Source organism: Curtobacterium sp. MCLR17_058 (genome assembly GCF_003234705.2).
Lineage (GTDB): Bacteria > Actinomycetota > Actinomycetes > Actinomycetales > Microbacteriaceae > Curtobacterium > Curtobacterium flaccumfaciens.
Genome location: NZ_CP126262.1, coordinates 343,568 through 369,087, shown reverse-complemented (window position 1 = coordinate 369,087; position 25,520 = coordinate 343,568). Strand labels below are relative to the sequence as shown.

24 protein-coding genes are annotated in these 25,520 nt (G+C 71.5%); 11 read left to right on the top strand and 13 right to left on the bottom strand.

Translation table 11 applies throughout. The annotated features are described in order from the left end of the window. Positions 1 to 405: 405 nt before the first annotated feature. The gene (locus DEJ11_RS01845; RefSeq protein WP_111105027.1) at positions 406 to 2,226 is read left to right on the top strand and encodes a glycoside hydrolase family 15 protein; all 1,821 of its coding nucleotides are present in this window, start codon (positions 406 to 408) and stop codon (positions 2,224 to 2,226) included. Between the two features lie 46 nt (positions 2,227 to 2,272). Continuing rightward, positions 2,273 to 2,878, top strand: a complete 606-nt coding sequence (locus tag DEJ11_RS01840) for a DnaJ family domain-containing protein (protein ID WP_111105029.1) — start codon at positions 2,273 to 2,275, stop codon at positions 2,876 to 2,878. 420 nt (positions 2,879 to 3,298) lie between these two features. On the opposite strand, the gene DEJ11_RS01835 is transcribed toward DEJ11_RS01840, so the two are convergent. After that, the gene (locus DEJ11_RS01835) at positions 3,299 to 3,979 is read right to left on the bottom strand and encodes a hypothetical protein (protein ID WP_071247112.1); all 681 of its coding nucleotides are present in this window, start codon (positions 3,977 to 3,979) and stop codon (positions 3,299 to 3,301) included. A gap of 195 nt (positions 3,980 to 4,174) precedes the next feature. Here DEJ11_RS01835 and DEJ11_RS01830 point away from each other — a divergent pair, with 195 nt between their 5' ends. The 6 genes from DEJ11_RS01830 to DEJ11_RS01805 all read left to right on the top strand — a co-directional run bounded on the left by DEJ11_RS01830 (position 4,175) and on the right by DEJ11_RS01805 (position 9,282). Beyond that, entirely contained in the window at positions 4,175 to 6,631 is a 2,457-nt protein-coding gene (locus DEJ11_RS01830; protein WP_111105214.1) for a phosphoketolase family protein, read from the top strand. Between the two features lie 93 nt (positions 6,632 to 6,724). Next, a complete protein-coding gene (locus DEJ11_RS01825; protein WP_111047859.1) occupies positions 6,725 to 7,054 on the top strand; it encodes a hypothetical protein in 330 nt (109 codons plus the stop codon). Further along, positions 7,035 to 7,250 carry a hypothetical protein gene (locus tag DEJ11_RS01820; protein WP_111047860.1) on the top strand — a complete coding sequence of 72 codons (216 nt, stop codon included), beginning with the start codon at positions 7,035 to 7,037 and terminating at the stop codon, positions 7,248 to 7,250. Before DEJ11_RS01825 ends, DEJ11_RS01820 begins: the two co-directional genes overlap by 20 nt. A 33-nt stretch (positions 7,251 to 7,283) precedes the next feature. Further along, complete coding sequence (locus DEJ11_RS01815; protein WP_111047861.1) at positions 7,284 to 7,967, top strand: fumarylacetoacetate hydrolase family protein; 684 nt, start codon at positions 7,284 to 7,286, stop codon at positions 7,965 to 7,967. A gap of 153 nt (positions 7,968 to 8,120) precedes the next feature. Then, complete coding sequence (locus tag DEJ11_RS01810) at positions 8,121 to 9,095, top strand: sugar phosphate isomerase/epimerase family protein (RefSeq protein ID WP_146248751.1); 975 nt, start codon at positions 8,121 to 8,123, stop codon at positions 9,093 to 9,095. 10 nt (positions 9,096 to 9,105) lie between these two features. Continuing rightward, a complete protein-coding gene (locus tag DEJ11_RS01805) occupies positions 9,106 to 9,282 on the top strand; it encodes a hypothetical protein (protein ID WP_181440750.1) in 177 nt (58 codons plus the stop codon). A gap of 294 nt (positions 9,283 to 9,576) precedes the next feature. On the opposite strand, the gene DEJ11_RS01800 is transcribed toward DEJ11_RS01805, so the two are convergent. The 3 genes from DEJ11_RS01800 to DEJ11_RS01790 form a co-directional block, all read right to left on the bottom strand. After that, a complete protein-coding gene (locus DEJ11_RS01800) occupies positions 9,577 to 9,732 on the bottom strand; it encodes a hypothetical protein (RefSeq protein WP_164941141.1) in 156 nt (51 codons plus the stop codon). A 158-nt stretch (positions 9,733 to 9,890) separates the two neighbouring features. Next, positions 9,891 to 12,425, bottom strand: coding sequence for an ATP-dependent DNA ligase (locus DEJ11_RS01795; RefSeq protein WP_111105216.1), 2,535 nt, complete (start codon positions 12,423 to 12,425; stop codon positions 9,891 to 9,893). Then, the gene (locus DEJ11_RS01790; protein WP_111105217.1) at positions 12,422 to 13,312 is read right to left on the bottom strand and encodes an SDR family oxidoreductase; all 891 of its coding nucleotides are present in this window, start codon (positions 13,310 to 13,312) and stop codon (positions 12,422 to 12,424) included. Before DEJ11_RS01790 ends, DEJ11_RS01795 begins: the two co-directional genes overlap by 4 nt. 135 nt (positions 13,313 to 13,447) lie before the next feature. On the opposite strand from DEJ11_RS01790, the gene ku reads away from it, so the two are divergent. Further along, a complete protein-coding gene (gene ku / locus DEJ11_RS01785) occupies positions 13,448 to 14,458 on the top strand; it encodes a non-homologous end joining protein Ku (RefSeq protein WP_111105218.1) in 1,011 nt (336 codons plus the stop codon). 4 nt (positions 14,459 to 14,462) lie between these two features. Here ku and DEJ11_RS01780 read toward each other — a convergent pair whose 3' ends face one another. Beyond that, complete coding sequence (locus tag DEJ11_RS01780) at positions 14,463 to 15,272, bottom strand: cupin domain-containing protein (protein WP_111105219.1); 810 nt, start codon at positions 15,270 to 15,272, stop codon at positions 14,463 to 14,465. Positions 15,273 to 15,414: 142 nt separating this feature from the next. On the opposite strand from DEJ11_RS01780, the gene DEJ11_RS01775 reads away from it, so the two are divergent. Then, positions 15,415 to 16,047 (top strand): antibiotic biosynthesis monooxygenase, encoded by a 633-nt coding sequence (locus DEJ11_RS01775; RefSeq protein WP_111105220.1) that lies wholly within the window; start codon positions 15,415 to 15,417, stop codon positions 16,045 to 16,047. A gap of 12 nt (positions 16,048 to 16,059) precedes the next feature. Here the strand turns inward: DEJ11_RS01775 and DEJ11_RS01770 are convergent, their stop codons facing one another. The 4 genes from DEJ11_RS01770 to uriH are packed head-to-tail and all read right to left on the bottom strand — an operon-like array spanning position 16,060 to position 20,377. After that, positions 16,060 to 17,001, bottom strand: coding sequence for a Ppx/GppA family phosphatase (locus tag DEJ11_RS01770; RefSeq protein WP_042538327.1), 942 nt, complete (start codon positions 16,999 to 17,001; stop codon positions 16,060 to 16,062). Positions 17,002 to 17,052: 51 nt separating this feature from the next. Further along, on the bottom strand, positions 17,053 to 17,913 hold the full coding sequence (locus tag DEJ11_RS01765) for a ribokinase (protein ID WP_111105221.1): 861 nt from the start codon (positions 17,911 to 17,913) through the stop codon (positions 17,053 to 17,055). Continuing rightward, complete coding sequence (gene uriT, locus DEJ11_RS01760) at positions 17,910 to 19,340, bottom strand: uridine transporter UriT (protein WP_111039774.1); 1,431 nt, start codon at positions 19,338 to 19,340, stop codon at positions 17,910 to 17,912. The genes DEJ11_RS01765 and uriT overlap by 4 nt, the downstream gene beginning before the upstream one ends. Before the next feature lie 5 nt (positions 19,341 to 19,345). After that, positions 19,346 to 20,377 carry a uridine-preferring nucleoside hydrolase UriH gene (uriH, locus tag DEJ11_RS01755; RefSeq protein ID WP_071251777.1) on the bottom strand — a complete coding sequence of 344 codons (1,032 nt, stop codon included), beginning with the start codon at positions 20,375 to 20,377 and terminating at the stop codon, positions 19,346 to 19,348. Between the two features lie 162 nt (positions 20,378 to 20,539). Here uriH and DEJ11_RS01750 point away from each other — a divergent pair, with 162 nt between their 5' ends. After that, positions 20,540 to 21,538, top strand: a complete 999-nt coding sequence (locus DEJ11_RS01750) for a LacI family DNA-binding transcriptional regulator (RefSeq protein WP_258373941.1) — start codon at positions 20,540 to 20,542, stop codon at positions 21,536 to 21,538. A 324-nt stretch (positions 21,539 to 21,862) separates the two neighbouring features. Here DEJ11_RS01750 and DEJ11_RS01745 read toward each other — a convergent pair whose 3' ends face one another. The 4 genes from DEJ11_RS01745 to DEJ11_RS01730 all read right to left on the bottom strand — a co-directional run bounded on the left by DEJ11_RS01745 (position 21,863) and on the right by DEJ11_RS01730 (position 25,497). Further along, positions 21,863 to 23,536 carry an MDR family MFS transporter gene (locus DEJ11_RS01745; protein ID WP_111092039.1) on the bottom strand — a complete coding sequence of 558 codons (1,674 nt, stop codon included), beginning with the start codon at positions 23,534 to 23,536 and terminating at the stop codon, positions 21,863 to 21,865. After that, complete coding sequence (locus DEJ11_RS01740; protein ID WP_258375570.1) at positions 23,533 to 24,153, bottom strand: TetR/AcrR family transcriptional regulator; 621 nt, start codon at positions 24,151 to 24,153, stop codon at positions 23,533 to 23,535. The genes DEJ11_RS01745 and DEJ11_RS01740 overlap by 4 nt, the downstream gene beginning before the upstream one ends. A gap of 51 nt (positions 24,154 to 24,204) precedes the next feature. Further along, positions 24,205 to 24,687: a GNAT family N-acetyltransferase gene (locus DEJ11_RS01735; protein ID WP_258375572.1), complete on the bottom strand. Its 483-nt coding sequence runs from the start codon at positions 24,685 to 24,687 to the stop codon at positions 24,205 to 24,207. Positions 24,688 to 24,807: 120 nt separating this feature from the next. Next, positions 24,808 to 25,497 carry an HAD family hydrolase gene (locus DEJ11_RS01730; RefSeq protein ID WP_111039777.1) on the bottom strand — a complete coding sequence of 230 codons (690 nt, stop codon included), beginning with the start codon at positions 25,495 to 25,497 and terminating at the stop codon, positions 24,808 to 24,810. Between the last annotated feature and the right edge of the window lie 23 nt (positions 25,498 to 25,520).

Genomic DNA, 25,520 nt, shown 5'->3' with positions numbered 1-25,520 from the left:
TGCTGACGAACGCCCCGGGCCGGGTGGGCACGGGGCGTCGTGGGACGTCGCGTGCCTACGCGGGATAGCGGAGGGACCACTGCTGCTCGGGCAGCACGGCGGCCGCGGCGAGCTGGAGCTCGACGCGTTCCTCGTTGTGCTGCACGGCGCGCATGCGCGGTCCTTCCGGGTGTGCCCGGGGCGGGCGGTCTGCCGATCGGCAGGAGGACGACGCTAGTGCGACACGCCCGGGACACGCAAGTCGCGTGGGCGTGTCGGCTGGGCGCCGAGGGTTCGCCGGCGGCTGTCCTGGGGTGCTCCGGCGGTTCGCCGGTGGTTCTCCACAGGCGGGAGGCCCGGCGTGCGTTCTCCACGAGGGGTACGTCCGCCTGATGGTCGCCACCGGGGCGGGGGCAGGCTGGACGCATGACCGAGCGCACGCGAGACACCCCCGACGCGACCGAGAACGAGGAACGGACGAACGGGTACGTCCCGCTCCGTTCGTACGGTGCGATCGGCGACGGGCGGACGGTCGCCCTCATCGCGCTCGACGGCCGGATCGACTGGCTGCCGATCCCGTCGATGGACTCGCCGCCGGTGTTCGCGAGCATCGTCGACGCCGAGCACGGCGGACACGTCGCCCTGCGGCCGGTGGACGACCGGGCGCAGGTGTCCCGCGCCTACCTGCCGGGGACGAACGTGCTCGTGACGACGTGGACGACCCCGTCCGGCACCGCCACCGTGACCGACGCCATGGTCACCGGTGTGGCCGGACGCCTGCCGTGGGCCGAGATCGGCCGCTGCGTGCAGGGGATCGACGGTTCGGTCGAGATGGAGTGGGCGGTCGTGCCCGGCACGATCCTGAACACCGCCGAACCGCGCCGACTCGACACCGCGAACGGCACGGTGATCGGCATCGACGGCGTGACCATCGCGATCGTCGAGCAGGGCTTCGAACCGGTGCACGACGACGGCCCCCGGTTCTCGGGGCGGTTCACGACGACCGAGGGCTCGAAGTCGATCCTGACCATCGTCGGCACCTACGACGAGCCGATCTTCCTGCCCGAGCCGGAGCGCACCCTCGAAGGGGTCGACCGCACGATCGAGAACTGGTCGACCTGGTCGAAGGAGTTCAGCTACGACGGCCCCTGGTCGGACGCCGTCCAGCGCAGCGCCCTCGCCCTGAAGCTCCTGATCTTCGCCCCCACCGGCGCCATCGCCGCAGCCCCGACGACGAGCCTGCCCGAGGACCGCACCGGCGGGAAGAACTGGGACTACCGGTTCGCCTGGGTGCGCGACCTGGCGTACACGGTGCACGCGCTCACCCGCTTCGGCCTGCGCGAGGAGACGCACGCCGCCGTGTCGTGGGTGATGCGCACGATCGCCGAGCACGACGAGACGATGCCGATCTTCTACGGACTCGACGGGTCGAAGAGCGACACCGTCGAGGAGCGCGACGTCCCGGGCTGGAACGGCATCGGGCCGGTCACGATCGGCAACCGCGCGGGTGACCAGCTGCAGCTCGGGGTCTGGGGCGACGTGTTCGAGATCATGCGGCAGTACGTCCGAGCCGGCAACGTGCTCGACCGCAAGACGGCCTCGGTGCTGCAGGACCTGGCCGACGACGCGTGCCACCGCTGGGTGGAGCCCGACTCGGGCATGTGGGAGCTGCAGGAGGCGCAGCACTACACGACGAGCAAGATCGGCTGCTGGCAGGCGCTCGACGCCGCAGTCGAGCTGCACGACGCGGGGATGATCGACGGCCCGCGCGAGAAGTGGATCGAGAACCGCGAGCTCATCGAGGACTGGGTCGCCGAGAACGGGTGGAACGAGGAACTCGGCCACTACGTCATGTACCCGGGCACCGACGCGCTCGACTGCTCGATCCTGCTGCACGCGATGTCGGCGTTCGACCGCGGACCGCGCATGGAGTCCACGATCCGGGCGATCGAGGAGCAGCTGCAGCACGGCCCGCTCGTGTACCGGTACTCCGGCATCCAGGACGAGGAATCGCCGTTCGTGGCGTGCTCGTTCTGGCTCGCTGCGGCCCTGGCCTGCGTCGGACGGGTCGACGACGCGAAGCAGCTGATGGACGACATGGTCGCGCAGGCGAACGACGTCGGCCTGTTCAGCGAGATGCTCAGTGCCGTCGACGGGGACTTCATGGGCAACATCCCCCAGGGTCTGTCGCACCTGGCCCTCATCCAGGCCGCGCTGACCATCGAAGAAGTCTCAGAGAAGTCCTGACCGGGCTGGACGAACCGTCGGGGGCGCGGGGCATCATGGTCTGACGATGAACGACGTCGATGCACGGATGGACCGGCTCCGCAGAGCCGCGCGCTACCGCTACCAGCAGCTCGTCGACCAGGAGATCGAGCGGGGGTCGCTCGACCCCGACGAGGTGCGATCGGAACGTGAGGAACGTCGGCTGCTCAAGGCCGCCGACGTCGCCGCGCACGCCCGGGCCCAGATCGCGGAGGCCGAGCGCCACGGGGTCTTCGAGGGCAACCCGTACCACGGGAAGCCACTGCCGGGACTCGACGGGCAGCACGACCCGGACTGGTGGATCAAGTCGAAGATCGAGCGTGAGGACATCCGGGGCATCGCTCCGCCGGCCCTGGCGCTGCGGACCGAGGACGCCGAACTCGACGACGCACTCGACGCGCTGTCGCTGGAGTCCGACGTGCGGGACGTCCTGGTGGACTTCAACGCGCGGGTGAAAGAGGCACGGCGGCAGCTGCTCGGCGGGCCGCCGGTGGTGACGCCGATGCGCGACGTCGAGGCCGAGGTGCTCGCCTGGCGGGAGCGCCGCGAGGTGCGCATGGCTTCGGCCGCGCGGGCTGCGGAGCAGGCGCGGCTCGAGGCGAAGCCGCGGCGGTGGTGGCGGCGCCGCCGCTGAGCGGTGCCGCGGTGCGGTGCGGCGCGGTGGGGTCCGGGCGCGATTTCGCGCTGAGCGACAGTTCTCGCGGATGTGAGCCCGTGAGGTGTCGCCCAGCCCGTAATGACGGCGGCCGCCGGCCCGGCGTCCGCACATGACGGACGGGAGGCCCGGTGCCAGCTGGCACTGGGCCTCCCGTCCCTCGTGTGCGTACGTTCTTTCCCATCGCGCGCGCGATGGTTCGCAAGAACGGGCGTACCTGGTCGAAAGAACTCGCCAGGTACGCCCTTTTCCGCCAGGTACGCCCGGTTCCACCAGGTACGCCCGATTCCACCAGGTACGCCCGGTTCCGCCAGGTACCGCACGACGCACGTCGTGCAACGCACGTCGGCCCGGGCCACGCTGCTGCGTGGTCCGGGCCGATTGCGGTGGTGCGGGGTGTTACTTGATCTGTGCGGTGATGGTGGCGGTGCCGACGAGCAGGCCGCGCTTGACGGCGTCGGTGCCGAAGGTCTTGTTCAGCAGGCCGGCGGCGTCTTCGGAGATGTGGACGGTGGTGCCGGTGAGGATGGCGTTGTCGCCCTCGAGCTGGAGGGGCTTGAGGGAGCCGCCGTGCAGCTCGAACAGGAACGCGTTGGCCGCGGCGACCTTGCCGTTGACGAGGACGTCACCGTAGAGCTTGGACGAGCCCGGGTTCACGACGAAGTTCTCCAGCGTGACGGTGGTGTCGCCGGCCTTCAGGGTCAGCCCCGAGTCGTCGTGGTTCAGCAGGCCCTGCACGTACGGGCGGTAGTTGCCATCGGGCGACCAGTAGGTGACCGACCCGGCGGTGATCGGGAACGACACCGACCCGTCAGCCAGGGTCGCGTCACCGGAGACGCCGGGGGTGAGCTTCAGGGCGGTGAGGGCGTCGGTGAAGCCGGAGTCGAGCTTCACGGCGGTGGAGCCACCGAGGACCTCGGGGACCGAGGCGACGGGTGCGGGGATCTTCGACGACGACGACGACACCGTGTGCACGTTCGGGGTCGCGGCCTGGGCGGAGGAGATCCCGAACGCGGCACCGCCGAGGACGAGGGCGCCGGTCGTGGCGAGGGTGATGGAGGTCTTGAGGCTCTTACGCATCGTGATCAGTCCTTTGCTCTGGAGGCGCTCCGGCCGGTGGCCGAATGTGCACTGTGCACACACTGAGTACCGGCCAACTGTGACCGGAGAGCGCCCTGGGCTTTTGCCCTGTGCAAGTCATTCGGCGCCCCCGCCCGATCGGTTTGGGACGAGTTTCCTGAGGTGCCGCAACCCGGTGTTTCGTACCGTGTACCCATGGCTCCAGCACACATCTCCACCACCGACCGGCTCCGGGCGGTCGACGCCTGGTGGCGCGCCGCCAACTACCTGACGGTCGGGCAGATCTACCTGCTGGACAACCCGCTGCTCAGCCGGCCGATCGAACCCGACGACGTCAAGCCACGGCTGCTCGGCCACTGGGGCACCTCCCCCGCACTGAACCTCGTGTACGCGCACTGCAACGCGCTGATCACGGAGACCGGTCGCGAGTTCCTGTACATCTGCGGCCCGGGGCACGGCGGTCCGGCGATGAACGCGAACGCCTGGCTGGACGGCACGTGGAACGAGCTGTACCAGGACGTCGACCTGCAGCGGTTCTTCCGCCAGTTCTCGTTCCCCGGCGGCATCCCCTCGCACGCCGCCCCGGAGACCCCCGGCTCCATCAACGAGGGCGGTGAGCTCGGCTACTCGCTGTCGCACGCCTACGGTGCGGCGCTCGACAACCCGGACCTCGTCGTCGCGTGCGTGGTCGGTGACGGTGAGGCCGAGACCGGTCCGCTCGCCGGTTCGTGGCAGGCGCACACGTTCCTCGACCCGGTCTCCGACGGCGCCGTGCTGCCGATCCTCAACCTCAACGGCTGGAAGATCGCGAACCCGACCGTCCTGGCCCGCATACCCGACGAGGACCTCACCGCGTACTTCCGCGGGCTCGGCTACGACCCGATCGTGGTCAACTCCCGCCGCGTCGACGACGACCCGTACGCGGTCCACGCCCTGTTCGACGGTGCCCTGCGACGCGCCCTCGCCGGCATCGACGACATCCAGGCCGCTGCCCGCGCCCAGGCCGCCCGTGCCGCCGCGGGGCAGCCCGCCGGCGCCGCGGACCTGCGTCCGCGCTGGCCGATGATCGTGCTGCGCACCCCGAAGGGCTGGACCGGCCCGAAGGAGGTCGACGGCGAGCAGGTCGAGGGGACCTTCCGCGCGCACCAGGTGCCGCTGCCCGCGGTGCGCGAGGACGACGGCCACCGTGCGCAGCTCGAGGAGTGGATGCGCTCGTACCGCCCCGAGGAGCTCTTCGACGAGGACGGCCACCCCGTCGGCATCATGACCACGATCCGTCCGACCGGTGACGAGCGGATGAGTGCCACCCCGCACGGCAACGGCGGTCGGCTGCGGACCGCGCTCGACCGGCCGCCGCTCGAGCCGTACGCGGTCGAGGCCGGTTCCACGGCGTCGGCCACGGGCACGCTCGGCCCCTGGCTCGCCGCACTCATCGAGAAGAACGCCTCGACCTTCCGGCTGTTCGGCCCGGACGAGACGATCTCGAACAAGCTCGACGCGGTCTTCGACGTGACCTCGCGCGTCTGGCGAGCCCAGCGCGCCGCAGGCGACGAGCACCTCGCCGCACGCGGACGGGTCACCGAGGTCCTGTCCGAGCACCTGCTGGAGGGGATGCTCGAGGGGTACGTGCTGTCCGGTCGGCACGGGATGCTCAACACCTACGAGGCATTCGCCCACATCATCGACTCGATGGTCGGGCAGTACGCCAAGTGGCTGGAGTCCTCGACCGACATCGACTGGCGCGTGCCGGTGTCCAACCTGTCGCTCCTGCTCTCGTCGCACGTCTGGCGACAGGACCACAACGGGTTCTCCCACCAGGACCCCGGGTTCCTGGACGTCGTCGCGTCGAAGCAGCAGGACCTCGTCCGGATCAAGCTGCCGGCCGACGCCAACACGCTGCTCGCCGTCGCCGCGCACGCGATGGAGACCACGGACCGCATCGAGGTGATCGTCGCGGGCAAGCACCCGGAGCCGGTCTTCCTGTCCCTCGACGACGCGGTCGCGCACGCGCAGGCCGGACTCGGCGTGTGGGACTTCGCCGGCACGGAGCAGGCCGTCGGGAAGGTCGACGTCGTGCTCGCCTGCGCCGGTGACGTCCCCACGGTCGAGGCGATCGCCGCCACCGACATCATCCGGAAGCACGCTCCCGGCGTCGGGGTCCGCGTGCTCAACGTCGTCGACCTGCTGGCGCTCGGTGACCCGCGCAAGCACGAGCACCCGATCCCGGACGAGCAGTACGACGCGCTCTTCCTGCCCGGCACGCCCACGGTCTTCGCGTTCCACGGGTACCCGACCCTCGTGCACCAGCTGACGTACCGCCGGAACGGGCACGACGACCTGCACGTGCACGGGTTCCTCGAGCAGGGCACGACGACCTCGCCGTTCGACATGCTCATGCGCAACGAGATGGACCGCTTCGCCCTGGCCCACGACGCCCTGACGCGGGTGGACGCCGAGGCGCACGCCGACCTGCTCACGAAGCTCTCCGAGGCGCGTGACGCCGCGCGGACGTTCGCGTACACGAAGGGCGAGGACCACCCGTCCCTCGCGGGCTGGGAGTTCGCGGGCTGGCCGCAGGACGAGCCCGCCAGCGGCGGGACCGGCGGCGACCCGGGTGCGGGCGAGACCGAGGCGGCCGCGCCCGGCAACTGACGCACTCCTCCACAGGCCTGGAGGCCCGGAGCGCCGTCCACAGGACCGGTCACGCCCGCCGCGTGGCCGGTTCCGTGCTGTCAGGGTTCCGGCATGGACATCGGCTGGATCAGCGCGCTCGTGTCGGTCACGAGCGCGACCGTCGCGCTGGGTGCGCTCGTCGCCTCGGTGCTCGACGGGCGCGCAGGACGGCGAAATGCAGAGTTCTCGGTGCACCGCGACCTGTGGTGGCAGCGTTGGTCGTGGGTCGCCGACCGGGCGACCTCGGACGACGAAGGACAGCGCGCGGCCGCCGGTGTGATGTCGGTTGCGCTGGTGACCCGCAGTTGGACGACCGCGGACGACCGCTGGGTCGGCCAGGCACTCGACGACCTGACCGCAGCGACGATCGAAGGAGCGAACGATGATCTCGAAGCTGAGTGACAAGGACTTCAAGCGCTGGCTCGACGGACGTGAACTGACGACGCCCGCACTGCTGGCGGACCCGCACTACGGGCCCATGATGCGGGCGAAGGGCGCCGAGGAAGAGCTCCGTCAGGCGCGCATCGAATGGCGCGAACGCCAGGAGCGCGCACGGGCGCGGAAGCTCAAGTACGAGGCGTCCTTCGGTGAGAGCTGAACCGATGCCCTGCGAGCCTGCCACGCTGGGACCGTGACCGAACTCGTCATCCCGGCCCCGAGCCTCCCGACCGTGCCCACGACGACGGGCGCGCGTTTCCCCGTCCGCCGTGTGTTCTGCGTCGGACGGAACTACGCCGCGCACGCCCGCGAGATGGGCCACGACCCGGACCGCGAGCCGCCGTTCTTCTTCACCAAGCCGGCAGACGCGGTCGTGGTCGACGGGGCCGACACCCCGTACCCGCCGCTGACGCAGCAACTGGAGCACGAGGTCGAGCTCGTCGTCGCGATCGGCACCGGCGGCACGGACATCGCCGTCGCCGACGCCCTCGCACACGTCTGGGGGTACGCCGTCGGGATCGACCTCACCCGCCGCGACCTGCAGGCCGAGGCGAAGCGACTCGGGCGCCCGTGGGACACGGCCAAGGGCTTCGACGCCTCGGCACCGATCGGCGTGCTCACCCCGGCGGCCGAGGTCGACCCGACCAGCGGGGCGATCGAGCTGACGGTGGACGGGGAACTCCGGCAGTCGGGCGACCTGACCGACCAGATCTGGTCGGTCGCCGAGACGATCGCGGCGCTGTCACGGTCCGTGGCGCTCGCGCCCGGCGACCTCGTGATGACCGGCACTCCTGACGGTGTCGGCGTGCTCGAACGCGGCGCCGTGCTCGTCGGCACGATCGCCGGCGTCGGCGAGGTCCGGACCCGGATCGTCTGAAGCACGTGTCGGCGATGTGTCGACGGGCTGGGAGCGTTCGCAGGCAGCTCGGGTAGATCTTGGGCATCGTCGCGGGTGGGGCCCGCGGCGGACACGGGGCGGCGCATCGCGACGGGGCGACGCGGACACCTCGGGACTGCCGGAGGTACCACCGTGCTGGAACACGACCTGCTCGCCACGTCCTGGACGTGGGCGGGCGACGAGAGCATCCGCGACCGCGTGCACGCCGTCGGTGCCGCCGGGTTCGCCGGCCTGTCGCTGTCCCTCGACGACCTGCACGAGGTCCGCGCGACGACGGGCTTCGCCGAACTGCGCCGCATGCTCGACGCCGCCGGCATCGTCTGGGTCCAGCTCGGACCACTCGACCGGTGGTGGACGTGCACGAGCCGCACCCAGGACGAGGACGCCGACCGCGGGGTCGTGCTCGAGGCCGCGGCGACGCTGAGCGCCTGGCAGGTGGTGGCGCGCGCCGACACCTCGTTGCCCGGAGCCTCCCCCGCGACGATGGCCGACGACTGGGTCGTGCTCGCCGACCAGGCCGAAGCGGTCGGAGCGCAGCTCGTGCTCGAACCGGAACCGTGGTCGAACCTGCCCACGATCGAACGGGCCTCCCGCTTCGTCGCCGCTGCCGGGCACCCCAACGGCGGCCTGCTCATCGACGCCATGCACGCACTCCGCGGCGGCTCCACGCTCGCGTCGATCCGGCAGGGCGTCGCACCGGGGGTCCTCGCAGCCGTCGAGCTGAGCGACGGGCTGCTGCACACCCCGAGCGGGATGACCCTCGCCGAGGAGTCCCGGACGGCACGGTACCTGCCCGGTGCCGGAGCGTGGGACCTGCCCGGCTTCGTGCGGACCGTGCGCGAACTCGGGTTCGACGAGCCGTGGGGCGTCGAGGTCCGGACCCCGGCACACCGGGCGATGCCCGTCCGCGATGCACTCCGGACGGCCGTGGCCGCCACCCGTGCGGTGCTCGACGCCGCCGACGCGTTCGGCTCACCGGCCGCCCCGGCGATGCCCTCGACGCCCGCACCGACGTCCGCGGTGGACTTCGAGCCACCGCACACCGGCCGGCACGACCCGACGCACGGAGCCCGCCGTCGGGACGCCGACACAGGGACGCCCGCGTAGGTTGCTGGGCATGACCGATCAGGCAGCACACGACGACGACCTGCTCCGCCGTTCCCAGGCGTCCATCGACGAGGCCAAGGCCGCCGCGGCCGAGGTGGTCGAGCCGGAAGAGGACGAGCTCATCGAGGAAGACGCACCAGTGGCCGACCACGCGGTGCCCTCCGACGGCCCTGCACCCGCGGCCTGACCCCGTCCTGATCCGACAGGATCCCCCCCCCCGGGACAGACGGGATCGCCGGGCGACCATCGAGGTCGCCCGGCGATTCTTCTTGCCGCTCGTGTGACGATCCGGTCATTCGGCACGTCTCACCAGTGGACCCACCGGTCGCGCTTCGGCGAGCCCGGTGCGGGGCCTCGTGGTCGGTCTCCCTGAACCGGCCGGTCACGTGCCCCGGCGACGGTCCGTGCGCTCCCTGATCCAGCGTGCGGGCCGTCGGGTCTGTCCCGCCCGCCGGGCGGTCAGCCGCTCAGACCGCCCCGGTCAGTCGTCGTCCTCGTCGGCCAGGAAGTCCGCGTACCGGACCTCGGTCTCCGTGGCGCCGCTGCCCGGTTCGACGGTCCGCTGTGACAGGTCGTCCCCCGTGATCGCGACGCGTTCTGCGGCCGTGTAGGGCGGCAGGTACTTGCTCGAGTTCATCTTCGAAGCCCCCTTCGTCCCGGCGAACGTAACAGCCGATGGCCGATCGTGGCCAGCGGTGCCGATACTGTCCCCCGCGCAGACTCGGTACGGGGGACGGATGTTCGCCAGCGGCGGACCCCATGCGCACGCATGTGGAGCCGAGGCCGGAGCGCGGGTCAGGTCTCCCGCACGACGTCGTCCGGGTCCTTGTCCACGCGCCACCCGCGCCACGACGGCTGCCGGAGCCGTCCGTCGCCGGTCCACTCGGCGAACTCGACCTCACCGACGCGCTTCGGCGTGACCCAGTGCGCATCCCGCGCGTCGGGTCGTGGGACGTCGACGAACGGCGGGGTCTTCCGTTCCAGCGGTGCGAGAACACCGGCGATCTCGTCGAGGTCGCCGTCACGGAACCCGGTGCCGACCTTGCCGACGTACTCCAGCCCGTCGGGGCCGGGCACCCCGAGCAACAGCGACCCGATCCCGCCGGCACGTCGACCGCTGCCCGGTTTCCAGCCGCCGACGACGACTTCCTGCGTGGCGTGGTGCTTCAGCTTCAGCCAGGCCTCGGACCGCCGCCCCTCGGCGTACTTCGACGACCGCTTCTTCGCGACCACGCCCTCGAGGCCCTGCTCGCGCGATGCGGCCAACACCGCGTCGAGGTCGCCCTGCACCGCCGGCGGCACGTCGATCGCGCCGCCCGGCTCCACGACCGTCTCGAGTGCCTGCCGCCGGGCGTCGTAGCCGAGCCGCGTCAGCTCGTGCCCGTCCGCCTCGAGCACGTCGAACAGCAGGAACCGCACGGGCGTCGTCTCCTGCGCGCTCCGGACCTCGCGCGCCTTCGTCAGGCCCATGCGGTTCTGGAGCAGCTGGAACGAGGGTCGGCCACGATCGTCGACGGCCACGATCTCACCGTCGAACACGCCGTCCACGCCGGCCCGCTCGCCCAGTTCCTGCAGCTCGGGGTACTGGGCCGTCAGGTCGTTGTCGTTGCGGCTGCGCAGGGTCACCGACCCGTCGCGGACCGTCGCCAACGCGCGCACCCCGTCCCACTTCATCTCGAAGGCCCAGTCGGACGGGTCCAGCCGGGGCTCCCCCTTGGCCAGGGTCGCCTGCATCGTCCGGCGCTCCGACGGCGGGGTCTCAGCGTCCGCGGCCCCGCTGATCCGTCGCTGCGGGGTGCGCTGCGCATCGCCGTGCCCGTCCGACGGCCGGTCCGACCGTCGCGCCACCGTCGGCCCGGCAGAGCCGCCGCCGTCCGCCAGCCGTTCGGGTTGCTCCTTCGTGCGGTGGATGAGCCAGTTCTTCTCGTCCCCGCCGCCACGGCCGCGGGTGTGCAACAGCGCGAGACGGCGAGCGCCGCCGGCCCGACCGTGCAGGGTGACGATGACCTCCTGCCCCTCGCGCCACTTCTCGAGCTCGTAGGTGCCGTCGTCCCAGATCGTGACCGTGCCGCCGCCGTACTCGTCCTTCGGGATCGTGCCCTCGAACGACCCGTACTCGAGCGGGTGGTCCTCGGTCTGCACGGCCAGGTGGTTCTTGCCCGGGTCGGTCGGCTCGCCCTTCGGCAGGGCCCAGCTCACCAGCACCCCGTCGTGCTCGAGCCGGAAGTCGTAGTGGTCGCGGGTGGCGTGGTGCTCCTGGATGACGAAGGTCGGTGTGCCGTCCTTCCGCACGGTGGGCGCTCCCTCGGGCACGGGCTCCGGCGTCTTCGAGGCGTCCCGCTTCGCCCGGTAGGCGGCGAGCCGGTCACGTGCGGGCTGCTCGGCGTCGTTCGCGCGCTCGGTCCGGTCGCTGTCCCAGTGACCGTGGTCGTCGCGCCCGACGGCCAGCGAGGCGGAGGCGACCGGGTGCAGGAAGTCCCCACGGGCCTCCAGGCGTTCGAGGACCTCGTCCAACGTGAGCTGCGCGAGCCCGCGTTCCTCGAGCTCCTTCCAGGTGCGGGGCGCCGCGACCGTCGGCCGCTCGCGGCCGCGCAGCGAGTACGGGGCGATGGTCGTCTTGTTGCCGTTGTTCTGCGACCAGTCGACGAAGACCTTGCCCTTCCGCTCGGCACGGCTCATCGACGACAGCACCAGGTCCGGCAGGTCCGTCTCGAGGGCCTTGGCCAGCTCGTGGGCGACGTCGGAGACCTGCGCCGTCGTCGCCTTGCCGTCGAGGGCCGCGTACAGGTGGATGCCCTTGGAGCCGGACGTCACCGGGTACGGGTCGAGCCCCATGCCGTGCAGGATCTCGCGCGCGGCCACGGCGACCTCGACGCACTCGGGCAGCCCGACGCCGTCACCCGGGTCGAGGTCGAGGACGAGCCGGTCCGGGTTCTGCTGCGCGCCGCGTGGGCCGAACCGCCACTGCGGGACGTGCAGTTCGAGCGCGGCCTGCTGCGCCATCCACACCAGGGTCGGCAGGTCGTCGACGATCGGGTACTCGTTGTCCTGCTCCGAGTGGTGGATGGTGTGGTGCCGCACCCAGTCGGGGGCCGAGTCGGGCAGGTTCTTCTCGAAGAAGACCTTGCCCTCGACACCGTTGGCCCAGCGCTTCCGGGTCACCGGGCGGTCCTTGACGTGCGGGATCATCCACGGCGCGACCCGCTCGTAGTACTCGATCACCCGACCCTTCGTGGTGCCGGTCTCGGGGTAGAGCACCTTGTCGGTGTTCGTGAGGGCGAGCCGCCGGTCCCCGACCAGGACGACGGTCTTGCGCGAGGCGGGACTCACAGCGCCACCCCGGTCGCTCCCGCCACCGTCAGGGTCGTGCCGGACGTGTACGACGACTCGGGCCCGGCCAGGTAGACGTAGGCGCTGCCGAGCTCGACGGGCTGGGCGGGACGACCGAACGGGGTGTCCTGGCCGTACGCCGCGATCTCGTCGCCCGGGTAGCTGATCGGCTGCAGGGGCGTCCACACCGGCCCGGGCACCACCGTGTTGGCGCGGATGCCCTTGCCGGCGAGCTGCCGCGCGAGCCCGTTCGTGTAGGTGATGATCGCGGCCTTCGTCGCGGCGTAGTCGATCATGCGGTCCTGGGGCTGGTACGCGGACACCGAGCTGGTCGTGACGATCGAGCTGCCCGGCGCCATGTGCGGGACCGCAGCACGGACGAGCCAGAACAGCGAGTACAGGTTGACCTTCATCGTGCGGTCGAAGTCCTCGGTGCTCTGCACGGTGACGTCCTCGTGCACCTGCTGGTGGCCCGCGACCAGCACGAGCGCGTCCAGTCCACCGAGCTCGCTGACGGCGTCCTGCACCAGGACGTCGCAGAAGGCCTCGTCCGTCAGGTCGCCGGGCAGCAGCACCGCCTTGCGCCCGAGGTCACCGATGACGTCGCGGACCTGTTCGAGGTCCTCGCGCTCTTCGGGCAGGGCGTTCAGGGCGACGTCGGCACCCTCCTTCGCCATCGCGATCGCCGCAGCGCGCCCGATGCCGGAGTCCGCGCCCGTGACGAGCACCCGGTACCCGCGCATCCGCCCGGTGCCCAGGTAGCTCGTCTCGCCGTGGTCGGGGGCGGGGTCCATCGCACTCGCCAGCCCGGACCCCTGCTGCGTCTGCGCGGGGAACGGCGGACGGGGGAACTGGTCGCGCGGGTCCTGCTTGTCGAGCTGGCTCATGGGCCCATCGTGCTCGCGCCGGCCTCGCGGCGGTCCAGCGAACCGGACATCCGTGGAACGATCCCCCGGACGGCGGACCTGTGGAGGAACCGTCGGCTCCGGGCACGCACGCGTGCGGGCGGGCATCATGTGCGCATGAGGTCGATCTGGAAGGGCTCCATCGCGTTCGGGCTCGTCAACGTGCCCATCAAGGTCTACGCGGCCACCGAGACGCACGACGTGTCCCTGCACCAGGTCCACGACGACGACAAGGGCCGCATCCGGTACAAGCGGGTGTGCGAGTTCGGCCACGAGGTCGAGTACGCGGACATCCAGCGTGCCTACGACGACGGTGACAAGACCGTGGTGCTCACCGCGGACGACTTCAAGCAGCTCCCCGAGGAGCAGTCGCACGAGGTCGAGGTGCTCGAGTTCGTCCCCGTCGAGCAGGTCGACCCGATGATGTTCGAGAAGACCTACTACCTGGAGCCCGACTCGCGCTCGCCGAAGGCGTACGTGCTGCTGCGCGAGACCCTGGCGAAGACCGACCGCCTGGCGATCGTCCAGTTCACCCTGCGGCAGAAGACCCGGCTCGGGGTGCTCCGGGTGCACGACGAGGTCATCCTGCTGCAGGGGCTGCTCTGGGGCGACGAGGTCCGCGCTGCCGACTTCAAGACCCTCGACACGACGGTGAAGGTCAGCGCCAACGAGCTGAAGATGTCGTCCTCGCTCGTCGAGAGCATGTCCACCGACTTCGATCCCGACCGCTACACCGACTCCTACCAGGAGGAACTGCAGCAGCTGATCGACGCCAAGCTCGAGGCGGGCGACGACATCGACACCGAGAAGACCTTCGGCGCGCAGGACGACGAGGACGACGACGACGAGGGCGGTGACGTGCTCGACCTGATGGCCGCCCTGCGTGCGTCCGTCGACAAGAAGCGGACAGGAGGCTCGGGGTCGCGTTCGTCGTCGACCTCACGGTCGTCGACCGGTTCCGGCTCGGGCACGTCCGGCTCCGGCAGGAAGGCGCCGGCGAAGAAGGCCCCGGCCAAGAAGGCTGCCGAGAGCGCGACGGAGAAAGCCCCCGCGAAGTCGGCGCCGAAGAAGGCACCGGCCAAGAAGGCGCCAGCCAAGAAGCCCGCCGCCAAGAAGCAGGCGAGCTGACCGCTCAGGCCGCGGTCGACCCGCCGCCCGCCAGGCGCTCGAGCGTGGTGAACACCTCGGCGTACTGCTGGCGGAGCGCTGCCCACCCGGCGCCGGTGTCGATCGACTCCGGGTCCTCGACGGCCACCGCGTACCCGTACTGCGCCCGCGGGACCGGGTCACCCGACAACCGGAGCTCCTGGGTGAACGCGCCGCTCGCGGCCTCGAAGGTCAGGGTGTGCGATGCGATGTTCCGGCCCCAGTCCGCGGACGGCCACGACATGAACGCGACGTGCCGCATCCCCTCGGCGGGATCGGTCGCCGAGACGTAGCAGCCGTGGTGGTCCTCACCCGGGGACAGGATCGTGTACGTGCCGTTGTCCCGGTAGACGAGCAGGGCCTCGGCGAAGGGCTTCGGTGCGTACATCGCGGTGTAGCGCAGGGCGTGGACGAACTGCGGCCGCCCCAGCGGGACCGTCACGAGCGCGCTGCGGGCCGGCCCCTCGCTCGGTGGCGCCTCGCCCGGGGTCGACGCCGCTGCGCCTGCCGGCAGGTGGGCGACGTAGAGCAGCTCGGCGTCCTCCGTGCCGGTGCTGCGGCCGTCGTGCACGATGCGCGGCTCCTCGACCAGGGCCTGCCCCGGCCCGACGACCCGAGTGGCCTCTTCGGTGACGTGCGTCAGCGCACCGCGCACCACGAGACCCGTCTGGCGTGCGTCGTGCTGGTGCCAGCCGGTCGACGCACCCACCGGGAGCGTCAGCCGCCGCACCTCGTACGTGCCGCCGTCGGGCCCGTCGACGGTGGCGATGAGGGTGGTGGTGGGCTCGGGGTGCATCTGGGTCCTCTCGGTGGTGCGTTCGCCAGATGATCGTCTTGCACCCGCCTGGGACGGTGGTCGAAGGACGACGCGGATCCGTTCAGCCGGCGCGCGCGGCACGTGTCACGAGCCGGAAACACGGGTCCGGGACACTGGTCGGATGACTCCACAAGAGCCTGGGAGCCTGCAGTCGTCATCCGAGACCGCAGGCCCGCCCGTCACCGTCTCCGTCACCCGCCTGGTCGAACCCGACCGCATCCCCGAGGTCACCCGCTGGGTGCAGTCCGGGGTGAACCTGGCGAACCGCTACCCCGGCTTCCTCGGCTCGGGGTGGGTGCGTTCCACCGCGCAGTCCCGCGAGTGGCACATGCTCTACCGGTTCGCCGACCACGACTCCCTGGCGACGTGGGAGAACTCCGACGACCGGCTGCGCTGGCTCGACCTCGGCCGTGACCTGGTGGTGGAGTCCCGCGTCGAGAAGCGCACCGGCATCGAGGGGTGGTTCGACGTCCCGCAGCACGCCCCGGCCTCGAGCGCTCCCCCGCGGTGGAAACAGTCCGTGAGCATCTGGCTCGGCTTCTTCCCGGTCAACCTCGCGTTCACGTACCTGATGGCCTGGCTCGTCCCCGCGTTCGCGCACGTCGCGATCCTGCCCCGGGTGCTCATCACGACCGTCGTGCTCACGCCGATCATGACGTTCTGGGTGCTGCCGTTCGTGACGAAGCTGATCCGTCCGTGGCTGCTCGCACCGCCGAGGCAGCGACGGCAGCCGGACCCGCAGCCAAACGGCTAGACCGACGGGGCGCTACGGGGTCCCGAGCACCGACAGCTGGTCGAGCCGCTCGAGGATGACGCCCTCGCGCAGCGCCCACGGGCAGATCTCGAGGGCCGGCAGGTCGAAGATGTCCAGGCACGCCTCGGCGACGAGCGCCCCGGGCACGACCTGGTGCGCCCGGCTCGGTGAGACGCCGGGCAGCGCCGCGAGCTCGTCGACCGACATCGTGAGCAGTTCCGGCAGCCGCTGCCGCAGCACCGCGCCGTCGAGCGCGCGCGGCACCAGGGGCCCGGCGGCCGACGGGGCGGCACCGCAGATGCGGGCGATCGACCGGAACGTCTTCGACGTCGCCACGGCCCGGTCCGGGCGGCCCGACCGGAGCAGCCGTCCGGCGTCCCGGGCGATCTCCACACGGATCTCGTGCCGGATGCGGCGGACGTCGTCCTCGGTCGGGGTGCCGGCCGCGAAGTAGGAGCGCGCCAGGCGTGCGGCGCCGATCGGCATCGACCACGCGACGTCCGGTGCCTCGTCGGCGCCACCAGCGATCTCGAGCGAGCCACCGCCGATGTCGAAGACCGCCAGGCGACCGGCGGACCAGCCGAACCAGCGGCGCACGGCCAGGAACGTCAGCCGGGCCTCGTCGGAGCCGGACAGGACTGCCAGTTCGACCCCGGTGGAGGCCTCGACGTGGGCGAGCACGGCCTCGGAGTTGCCGGCGTCGCGCACCGCCGAGGTGGCGAACGCGAGCATGTCCTCGCAACCGCGCTCCTCGGCGACGCGGACGGCGTCGGCGACGAAGGTGGTCAGGGCATCGATCCCCTGCTGGGTCACCGCGCCCGAGTCGTCCAGGTGCTCGGCCAGCCGCAGCGGCTGCTTGAACGAGGACGCCGGCAGCGGCGCAGCTCCGCCGTGGGCGTCCACCACGAGCAGGTGGCCGGTGTTGGACCCGATGTCGAGGACTCCCACGCGCATGGGGACAACGCTAACGGCCTTGCTGGTACCGAGAGGACCGGGAGGCCCGCCCTACGCCCGCAGGAACGCCTCCAGCTCGGCGATGGTCGGGTACGAGGCCTGTGCGCCCGGCTTGGTCGCGGCGTACGCCCCGACCCCCACCGCGAACCGAGCGGCGTCGACGAGGGTGTCCCCCGCGGCCAGACGCAGCGCCACCGCCCCCATGAAGGCGTCGCCGCAGCCCGTGGTGTCCACCGGCTCGACCCGCACGGCGTCGATCGGCACCGGCTCGGCGTCCCCGTCGTGCACGACGCAGCCGGCACCACCGCGGGTGACGATCGACCGCGCGACGCCGTGGTCCCCGAGCGCCGCGGCCTCGTGCTCGTTCACCAGCAGGACGTCGGTCAGCTCGAGGAGCTCGGCCGGCACGGCGCCGAACGGCGACAGGTTCGTGAGCACCGTGACCCCGGCAGCGTGCGCGGCCCGGGCGGCGGCGAGGACGACGTCGATCGACACCTCGAGGCAGAGCCCCAGCACCGCGGCGCCGGCGAAGACGTCGGCCGGCACGTCGTCCGGCGTCAGCGTGCCGTTCGCCCCGGCGGAGATCACGATGGTGTTCTCGCCTGCGGCGTCGACCGTGATGACGGCGGTGCCGGTCGCGACGCCCTCCCGGATCGCGACGTGCGTCGTGTCGACACCCGCAGCCGCGACGGAGTCGCGGAGCAGCGCACCGTTCCCGTCGTCGCCGACCGCACCGATCATGCGCACCGTGCCCCCGAGCCTCCCGGCAGCCACCGCCTGGTTGGCGGACTTGCCCCCGGGCAGGATCGCGAGGTCGGAGCCCTGCAGGGTCTCACCGGGCTGGGGGAAGCGCGCGGTGCGGACCACCAGGTCCGCGTTGAGCGACCCGACGACGACGATGCTCTCGGTCAACGGACGGTCTCCTTCTGCGGGGCGACGGACGTGGTCTCGGCGCCCTCCGGACGGGGGATGAGGAACGAGATCGCGAGTGCGACAGTCGTGATCGCGGCCCCGAGCAGCATGCCACCGGAGTACCCGGCGGTGCCCGCGGAACCGCCGACGCCGAGCGCGATCTGCAGCGCGGGCAGGACCGCGAAGCTGACCCCGGCGCCGAGGTTGAACGCACCGGCGTTCAGCCCGGGCAGGAACCCGGGGTTCGACTCCGGCGACAGCACGATGCCCAGGCCGTTCAGGATGATGTTCGCGATGCCGGCGTAGGTGATGCCGATCAGCACCGTCGCGGTGACCAGCACCGGCAGCGAATGCACGCCGACGAGCGCCATCAGGACCGTCGAGACGATGCTGCCGATGAGTCCGAAGCGCAGGACCGCGCGGTACCCGATGGTCGGGGCGAGGCGTCCGGCGAAGGGTCCGACGATCCAGCCGACCAGCGCGTACGGGGTGAGGAACACGAGCGAGGCCAGGTCGGCCTCCATCCCGAAGCCGGCGTCCCCGTTCTGCGCGAGCGACGTGACCAGACCGTTGACGACGGCGAAGACGCCGGTCATGGTGAGGAACGTCGTGGCGAGGAGCGCCCATGTCGCGCGGCGCTTCAGGAACCGGGTCTCGACCAGGGGTTCCCGAACCCGCGACTCGACGGCCCAGAACACGGCGAAGGCGACGAGCGCGACCACGACGCCACCGACCACGAGCACGGGGTTCGCCGCGCCGAGTTTGCCGGCCTCGTTGAACGCCGTGAGCAGCGCACCGACGCTCACCACGAGGGGGACGACGCCGATCCAGTCCATCCGGGTGCCGGCCGAGGGCTTCGACTCGACACCCCAGACGGCGACCAGGAACAGGGCGAGGACGGTGACGACGGCGATGACCCAGAAGATCCCGCGGAACCCGAAGTTCGTCGCGATCCAGCCGCCGGCCAGGGCGTCGACACCCGCGATGCCGCCGTTCACCGCGGTGAGCAGCCCGAGGGCGGCGCCGTAGCGCTTCGGGTCGCTGATCTCGTTGCGCAGGACGAGCAGGCAGATCGGGACGACCGGACCGGTGACGCCCTGGATGATGCGACCGGCGAACAGCATCGGCACGTTCACCGCGAGCGCGGCGACGATGCTGCCGACGAGCATCACGGCGAGCATGCCGATCAGCACGCGCTTGCGACCGACGATGTCGGACAGCCGCGGCAGGAACAGCGAGAACAGCGCCGCGAGCGTGAAGTACAGGGTCTGCGACAGCCCGATCGTGGCGTCGTCGGTGTTCAGCTCGCGAGCCATCGTGACGAGGGCGGGGCTGAGCATGCTCGCGTTCAGCTGGAACGCGATGCACGCGGCGAGGAGCGCGGCGGTGAGGGCGCCGATCGACTTCTTCGTCGAGGTGGTGGTCATGGGGTTCAGTGCTCCGGGGTCGTGGTGATGCCGGCTTCGACGGCGTCGGCGGCGGCACGTGGGGTCCAGCCGGTGTCGGCCGTCTCGCCGATGCGCTCGAGGGCGTCGACGACGAGGTCCCAGAACCGGCCGTGGTCGAGCTCCATCGCGGCGCTCGTGCGGCAGTCCTCGGGTGCGGGGGCGCGGAAGTCGGCGACGGTCATGCCGAGGGTCAGCGCGCCCTGGGTCTCGACGTGGATCGGGACCTTCACGGCGCGGACGATCGTGGGGTCGATCACGTACGCGACGGCGCAGGGGTCGTGGACCGGCGGGGCGTCGAAGCCCTGGGCGTCCTTGTAGGTCTGGCCGAAGAAGTCGAGCAGCTCGCCGACGAACGCGGCGGGGGCGGTGCCGACGCCGGCGATGCGCGCGGCGACCTCGGGGGTGGCGAGGGCCTGGTGCGTCAGGTCGAGGCCGACCATCACGACGTCCCAGCCGGCCTCGAACACGATGGCCGCGGCCTCGGGGTCGATGACGATGTTGAACTCGGCGACCGGGCTCCAGTTGCCGACGTGCACGCCGCCACCCATGAGCACGACCTGCTTGACGCGCTCGACGATGCGGGGCTCCTTCCGGGCGGCGAGGGCGATGTTCGTCAGGCCGCCGGTCGGCACGAGGGTGACCGTGCCGGGCTCGTGGGCCATCACGGTGTCGATGATCAGGTCGACGGCGTGGCGCTCGTCGAGGTCGAACGACGGCTCGGGGAGCATCGGGCCGTCCAGGCCGCTCTCACCGTGGATGTCCGGTGCGACCTCGATCTGGCGCAGCAGCGGGCGGGCGGCTCCGGCGGCGAACGGCACCCCGGTGATGCCGGCGATGCGCGCGACGGCCAGGGCGTTGCGGGTGACCTTCGGCAGGGTCTGGTTGCCGACGACGGTGGTCACCGCGAGCAGGTCGATGGCGGGGCTGCCGTGGGCGAGCAGGAGCGCCACGGCGTCGTCGTGGCCGGGGTCGCAGTCGAGGATGATCTTCGCGGCGGGCTGGGTCGCATCGGGCACGCTGGGCGCTCCACTTCTTCGGGGAATCGAGGTGAGTGCTCGACGTGGTGGGGATCCACGGGCCGGCAGAGTGCTGGCGACGCGGCGCGTCAAGCGTTTGACATCGAAACACGTCAAACGCTTGACGTCAAGTTCGACCATCGCGCTCGCTAGCATCGACGAGTGCCCTCCCCCGCCGCCCCGAGCCGTCGTGTGACCGCTGCGATGGTGGCCGAGCGTGCGGGCACGAGCATCGCCACGGTCTCCCTCGTCGTGAACGGCAAGGACCGCGGGCGGGTCTCAGCACCCATCGCCGCACGGGTCCGCGACGCCGTGGACGACCTCGGCTACGTCGTCGACCACGCCGCGAGTTCGCTGGCGCGCGGCAGCGGCGACCTCGTCGTGTTCATCGCCCCCGACCTGTCGAACCCGTTCTTCGCCGAGGTCATCCGTGGCGTCCGCGACACCCTGGGCGACCGGTTCCAGCTCGTGCTCTCCGTCACCGAACGGGGTGCGCAGCCGGTCGCGGCCGACGTCCGCCGCTTCGAACGGCTCCGGCCGGCCGGCATCCTGGTTGACGCCCCCGCCGCCGACGAGCCGATGTCGGCGAGCGTCCCCGTGGTGCTGCTCGACGCCCCCGGCGGCCCCGAGGCCGTCAACTACGACCTCTCCACCGGCGTGCACGACCTCGTCGCCCACCTGCACGACCAGGGGCACCGGCACGTGGGCTACCTCGACGGCACCTCACGGGCGGCGACGTTCGGCGTGCGCCGCGAACTGTTCGAGCAGGCCTGCGCGGACGCCGGCATCACGGTCTCCGAGGTCACCGCCCGCGCCGACCTCACCGTGGAGGCCGCGGCCTCGGCCACCGAGCACGTCATCGAGGCCTGGCAGGACGACGACGTCACCGCCGTCGTTGCGGCAGCCGACACCCTGGCCTACGGAGTCCTGCGGGTCGCCGGTGCGCTCGGCATCGCCGTCCCCGGAGCACTCGCGGTCGCGGGCTTCGACGACCTGCCGTCGTCGTCGGTCACCGCGCCGGCCCTGACGAGCGTGGCGCTGCCCGGCGCCGACCTCGGTCGGGCTGCGGCACTGCGGCTCCTCGCGACGCTCGACGGCACGGCCGCCGAGCCCGCGGCCCTGCCGACGCGGCTCGTGCCGCGCGCGAGCACCGGCGCGTAGCGCGGCACGCGTCGCCCGAGCCGGGGCCCGCGAAAGCGACACATCTCGCACGTCCGAGGCGGCAGGTCCGCGAAAGCGACAGTTCGACGCGGATGTTCCGCGGAGAACTGTCGCTTTCGCGAAGGAGGCGGGCTGGCCACGCGCCGTGGGCGCGGACGCGCCGGCCTGGAGGCCCGGTGCCAGCCCGCACCGCGCCTCCAGGGAGCGACGGGCGCGACCACCCCGCCATGGCGACAGATCTCGCCGCCCACCGACCGGCAGGACCGCGAAAGCGACAGATGTCCGGGGACGTTGCGCGCAGATCTGTCGCTTTCGCGAGGCGGGCTACTGCTGCGTGCGGTCCGTCGGCTCCGCCGCCGCGTGCTCCGCGCGCGCAGCACGCTGCGCGCGCTCGAGCTCGTCGGCCTCCTCGCCGCCGACGGCCTCGCCACGGGCGACCATGCCGGCCGTGTCGGAGAGCGTGATCTGCGGCAGGAAGAGCGCGAGCAGGAACGCCACCGCGATGAACGGCAGGAGGTACCAGAACACCGGTGCGAGCGAGTCGGCGTAGGCGTTCACGACGCCGTCCTGCACCGCCGGCGGCAGCCCGGCGACGGTCGACGGGTCGATGCTGCCCGCCGACGACGCCGCATCGGTCGCCGAACCACCGGCACCGCGGAACACGTCGGTCAGCGACGTCGTGAGCCGCGCGGTGAAGAGCGCGCCGAAGACGGCCGTGCCGAGGGAGGCGCCGACCTCGCGGAAGTAGTTGTTCGTCGACGTGGCGGTACCGACCTGCTCGGCGGGCACGGCGTTCTGCGCGACGAGGACGACCACCTGCATGATCAGGCCGAGCCCGGCACCGAAGACGAACAGGTACGCGCAGATGAGCCAGATCGGGGTGTCCGCCGCCAGCTGGGTCATCGCGAGCATCGCGATGGCCACCAGGACCGTGCCGACGATCGGGAACATCCGGTAGCGGCCGGTCTTGGTGATCAGGACACCCGAGGCGATCGAGGTGCCGATCAGACCGGCCATCATCGGCAGCATCAGCAGGCCGGAGACCGCAGCCGAGGTGCCGGAGGCCATCTGCAGGAACGTCGGGACGAAGCCGATCGCGGCGAACATGCCGATGCCGAGCACGAGGCCGATGCCGGTCGCCAGCAGGAAGGTGCGGTTGCGGAAGAACGACAGCGGGAGCACCGGGTCCTGCGCACGGGACTCGACGAACACCAGCAGCGCTGCCGAGACGACGAGACCGGCGAACCAGGCCCAGGTCTCGGGGGCGTCCCAGCCGTGGTCCTTGCTGCCGCCGAACTCCGAGAAGAACACCAGGCACGTGGTCGCGGCGGACATGAACAGCACGCCGAGGACGTCGATGCGCTTCGTCGCCTTCTTGTTCGGCAGGGTCAGCGCGAACCACGCCACGAAGAACGCCGCGATGCCGACCGGGATGTTGATGTAGAACGCCCAGTTCCAGGTGAGGTGGTCCACGAAGAAACCACCGAGCAGCGGGCCACCGATGGCGGACAGGCCGAAGATCGCACCGAGCGGGCCGAGGTACTTGCCGCGCTGCGAGGCCGGGACGATGTCCGCGATGATCGCCTGCGACAGGATCATCAGGCCACCGCCGCCGAGCCCCTGCATGGCGCGGAACGCCACGAGCTGCGTGAAGTCCGTGGCGAACGCGCACCCGGCCGACGCGATGGTGAACAGCGCGATCGCGATGAGGAACAGGTTGCGTCGGCCGAGGACGTCGCCGAACTTGCCGTAGACGGGCATCACGATGGTGGAGGCGAGCAGGTACCCGGTCGTCAGCCAAGCCTGGTGCGCGACGCCACCGAGCTCGCCGACGATCGTCGGCATCGCGGTGGAGACGATGGTCTGGTCGAGGCTGGAGAGCAGCATCCCCGCGATCAGGGCAGAGAAGATGATCCAGATGCGACGCTGCGTCAGGAGCAGCGGGCCGTCGGAGCCTGGGCGGGCACGCTTGGTGGTACCCGGCGCGGTGGCGCTCATGTGGTGTGTTCCCGTTCGGTCGTGGTGACCGCCCTGAGCAGGCGGAGGTTCTCGGTGAGCAGCTCGTCGAACGCCGGCCCGGTGGCCTCGTCGAACGCGTCGTCGAAGTACTCGGTCGCGGTGGCCTTCATCAAGGCGGCCGCGGCCTCGGTGACCAGGCGCGGTCGGCGGTCGGCGGGGTCGTCCCACCCGAACCGTCGCCGCAGGGCCACGGTGATCCGGGCGAGCTGCACGTCGGTCGCCGACAGGAACCGTGCGACGAGTGCCGGCTCCCGCTCGAACACCCGGCGGACCAGGGCCTCGTCGGCGCGGGCGATGCCGACCCGGTGGAACTGGTCGATCGCCAGCGCCACGATCGAGCCGAGGGGGTCCAGCTCGCCGGGGACGATCCCGCCCGCGGCGTAGGCGTCGATCGCCTCGACGTCGGCGTTGAGCTCGATGCCGAGCACGGCGTCGTCCTTCGACCCGAAGTGGTTGAAGAACGTGCGGCGCGACACCCCGACGGTCTCGCAGAGCTGCTCGATCGTGAAGCCGTGCAGCCCGTGTTCGACCGTCGCCCGACGTGCCTCGACGATCATGCGTCGGCGCAGCGCGCGGGTGCGTTCGGTGGTGCTCACCGAGCAAGAATTGCACTCTCCTGCTGAAAGTGCAATCTGGATCGGGTCGAGTTAGAGCGTCTTCTCGAAGCAGAACGACCACGGCATGGTCGCGACGTAGGGCTCGTAGACGTCGATCTGGTCCCAGCCGGTCTTGCGGTAGAGCGCCACGGCGTCGGGCTGCTTGTCGCCGGTCTGCAGGATGAGCCGCGGGGCGCCGAGTTCACGGCCGACGCGCTCGCACTCGTCGAGCAGCGCGGTGGCCGCACCCTTGCCACGCGCGGAGGCCAGCACGATGAGGCGCTTCAGTTCGACCTCGTCGCCCAGACGTCGGACGGCGATGTGCCCGATCGGGTCGCCGGACTCGTCGAGAGCCAGGATCGACGTGACGACGGTCGATGGGTCGACGCTCAGCGCACGACTCCGCTCGGCGGTGATCGCCGGGTCCTCGCCGGCGTTGGCCGACCCGTAGCGCTCGTGCATCTCGTCGTCCATGCGGGCGCGGAGCACCACGCTGCGGGGGTCGTCCCAGGACACGCGTTCGATCGTGATCACGAACGTCGATCCTGGCACGGGCGACCGACGACGCGGAAACCGAGGCGCCCGTCGGGCGCGACCGGCGACGTCCGTCAGGCGCGACCGGCGCCGCCCGTCAGTCGCGACCGCCACCGCCCGTCAGGCGCGCTGGCCGAGTGCCGCGATCGGGCCCTCGCCGGCGCGGAACGCCGCGAGCACGGCCGCCGCGTCGTCGTACACCTCGGCCGCCCCGGCACCGCGGAGCTCGTCGCCGCCGATGCCGCCGGTCATCACGCCGACGCACGGCACCCCCACCTTGCCGGCGGACTCGACGTCCCACATGGCATCCCCGACCATCACGGCGTCGTCGGCGGAGACCCCGGCCTTGTCGAGCGCGACCCGGATGATGCCGGGGTCCGGCTTCGCCTGTTCGACGTCCTCGGAGCTGGTCTCGGCGGTGACCCACTCGCCCGCGTCGAGCAGGTCGCGCAGGCGGGCGAGTTCGTGCTCGGGCGCACTGGTCGCCAGGACCACGGCGTGCCCGGCCTCGGCGACGGCCTGCAGGAGTTCGCGCGCACCCGGCAGCAGCCGGAGCCGCGGCATCTGCTCGGCGTAGTAGGCGGTGTGGAACTGCTTCGCGGTGTCGCGGGTCTCCTGGGACGCGTCCGGCAGCAGCGTCTCGAGCAGCTTCGCCGAGTCCATCCCGATCGCGCGGTGGATCCGCCAGGCGTCGACGGACTCCCCCGCCGCCAGGAACGCCCGCCACCACGCGTCGATGTGCGCGTAGTTCGAGTCGGCGAGGGTGCCGTCGATGTCGAAGAGGACTGCTGTCGTGGGTGCGTCGGCCATCCGTCCATGCTGCTCGGGAGGCC

Bases quoted from the DNA above. Each gene is read 5' to 3' on its own strand.
- DEJ11_RS01845 (WP_111105027.1), top strand. From the start codon at position 406: ATGACCGAGCGCACGCGAGACACCCCCGACGCGACCGAGAACGAGGAA.
- DEJ11_RS01840 (WP_111105029.1), top strand. From the start codon at position 2,273: ATGAACGACGTCGATGCACGGATGGACCGGCTCCGCAGAGCCGCGCGC.
- DEJ11_RS01835 (WP_071247112.1), bottom strand. From the start codon at position 3,979: ATGCGTAAGAGCCTCAAGACCTCCATCACCCTCGCCACGACCGGCGCC.
- DEJ11_RS01830 (WP_111105214.1), top strand. From the start codon at position 4,175: ATGGCTCCAGCACACATCTCCACCACCGACCGGCTCCGGGCGGTCGAC.
- DEJ11_RS01825 (WP_111047859.1), top strand. From the start codon at position 6,725: ATGGACATCGGCTGGATCAGCGCGCTCGTGTCGGTCACGAGCGCGACC.
- DEJ11_RS01820 (WP_111047860.1), top strand. From the start codon at position 7,035: ATGATCTCGAAGCTGAGTGACAAGGACTTCAAGCGCTGGCTCGACGGA.
- DEJ11_RS01805 (WP_181440750.1), top strand. From the start codon at position 9,106: ATGACCGATCAGGCAGCACACGACGACGACCTGCTCCGCCGTTCCCAG.
- DEJ11_RS01800 (WP_164941141.1), bottom strand. From the start codon at position 9,732: ATGAACTCGAGCAAGTACCTGCCGCCCTACACGGCCGCAGAACGCGTC.
- DEJ11_RS01790 (WP_111105217.1), bottom strand. From the start codon at position 13,312: ATGAGCCAGCTCGACAAGCAGGACCCGCGCGACCAGTTCCCCCGTCCG.
- ku (WP_111105218.1), top strand. From the start codon at position 13,448: ATGAGGTCGATCTGGAAGGGCTCCATCGCGTTCGGGCTCGTCAACGTG.
- DEJ11_RS01780 (WP_111105219.1), bottom strand. From the start codon at position 15,272: ATGCACCCCGAGCCCACCACCACCCTCATCGCCACCGTCGACGGGCCC.
- DEJ11_RS01775 (WP_111105220.1), top strand. From the start codon at position 15,415: ATGACTCCACAAGAGCCTGGGAGCCTGCAGTCGTCATCCGAGACCGCA.
- DEJ11_RS01770 (WP_042538327.1), bottom strand. From the start codon at position 17,001: ATGCGCGTGGGAGTCCTCGACATCGGGTCCAACACCGGCCACCTGCTC.
- uriT (WP_111039774.1), bottom strand. From the start codon at position 19,340: ATGACCACCACCTCGACGAAGAAGTCGATCGGCGCCCTCACCGCCGCG.
- DEJ11_RS01745 (WP_111092039.1), bottom strand. From the start codon at position 23,536: ATGAGCGCCACCGCGCCGGGTACCACCAAGCGTGCCCGCCCAGGCTCC.
- DEJ11_RS01730 (WP_111039777.1), bottom strand. From the start codon at position 25,497: ATGGCCGACGCACCCACGACAGCAGTCCTCTTCGACATCGACGGCACC.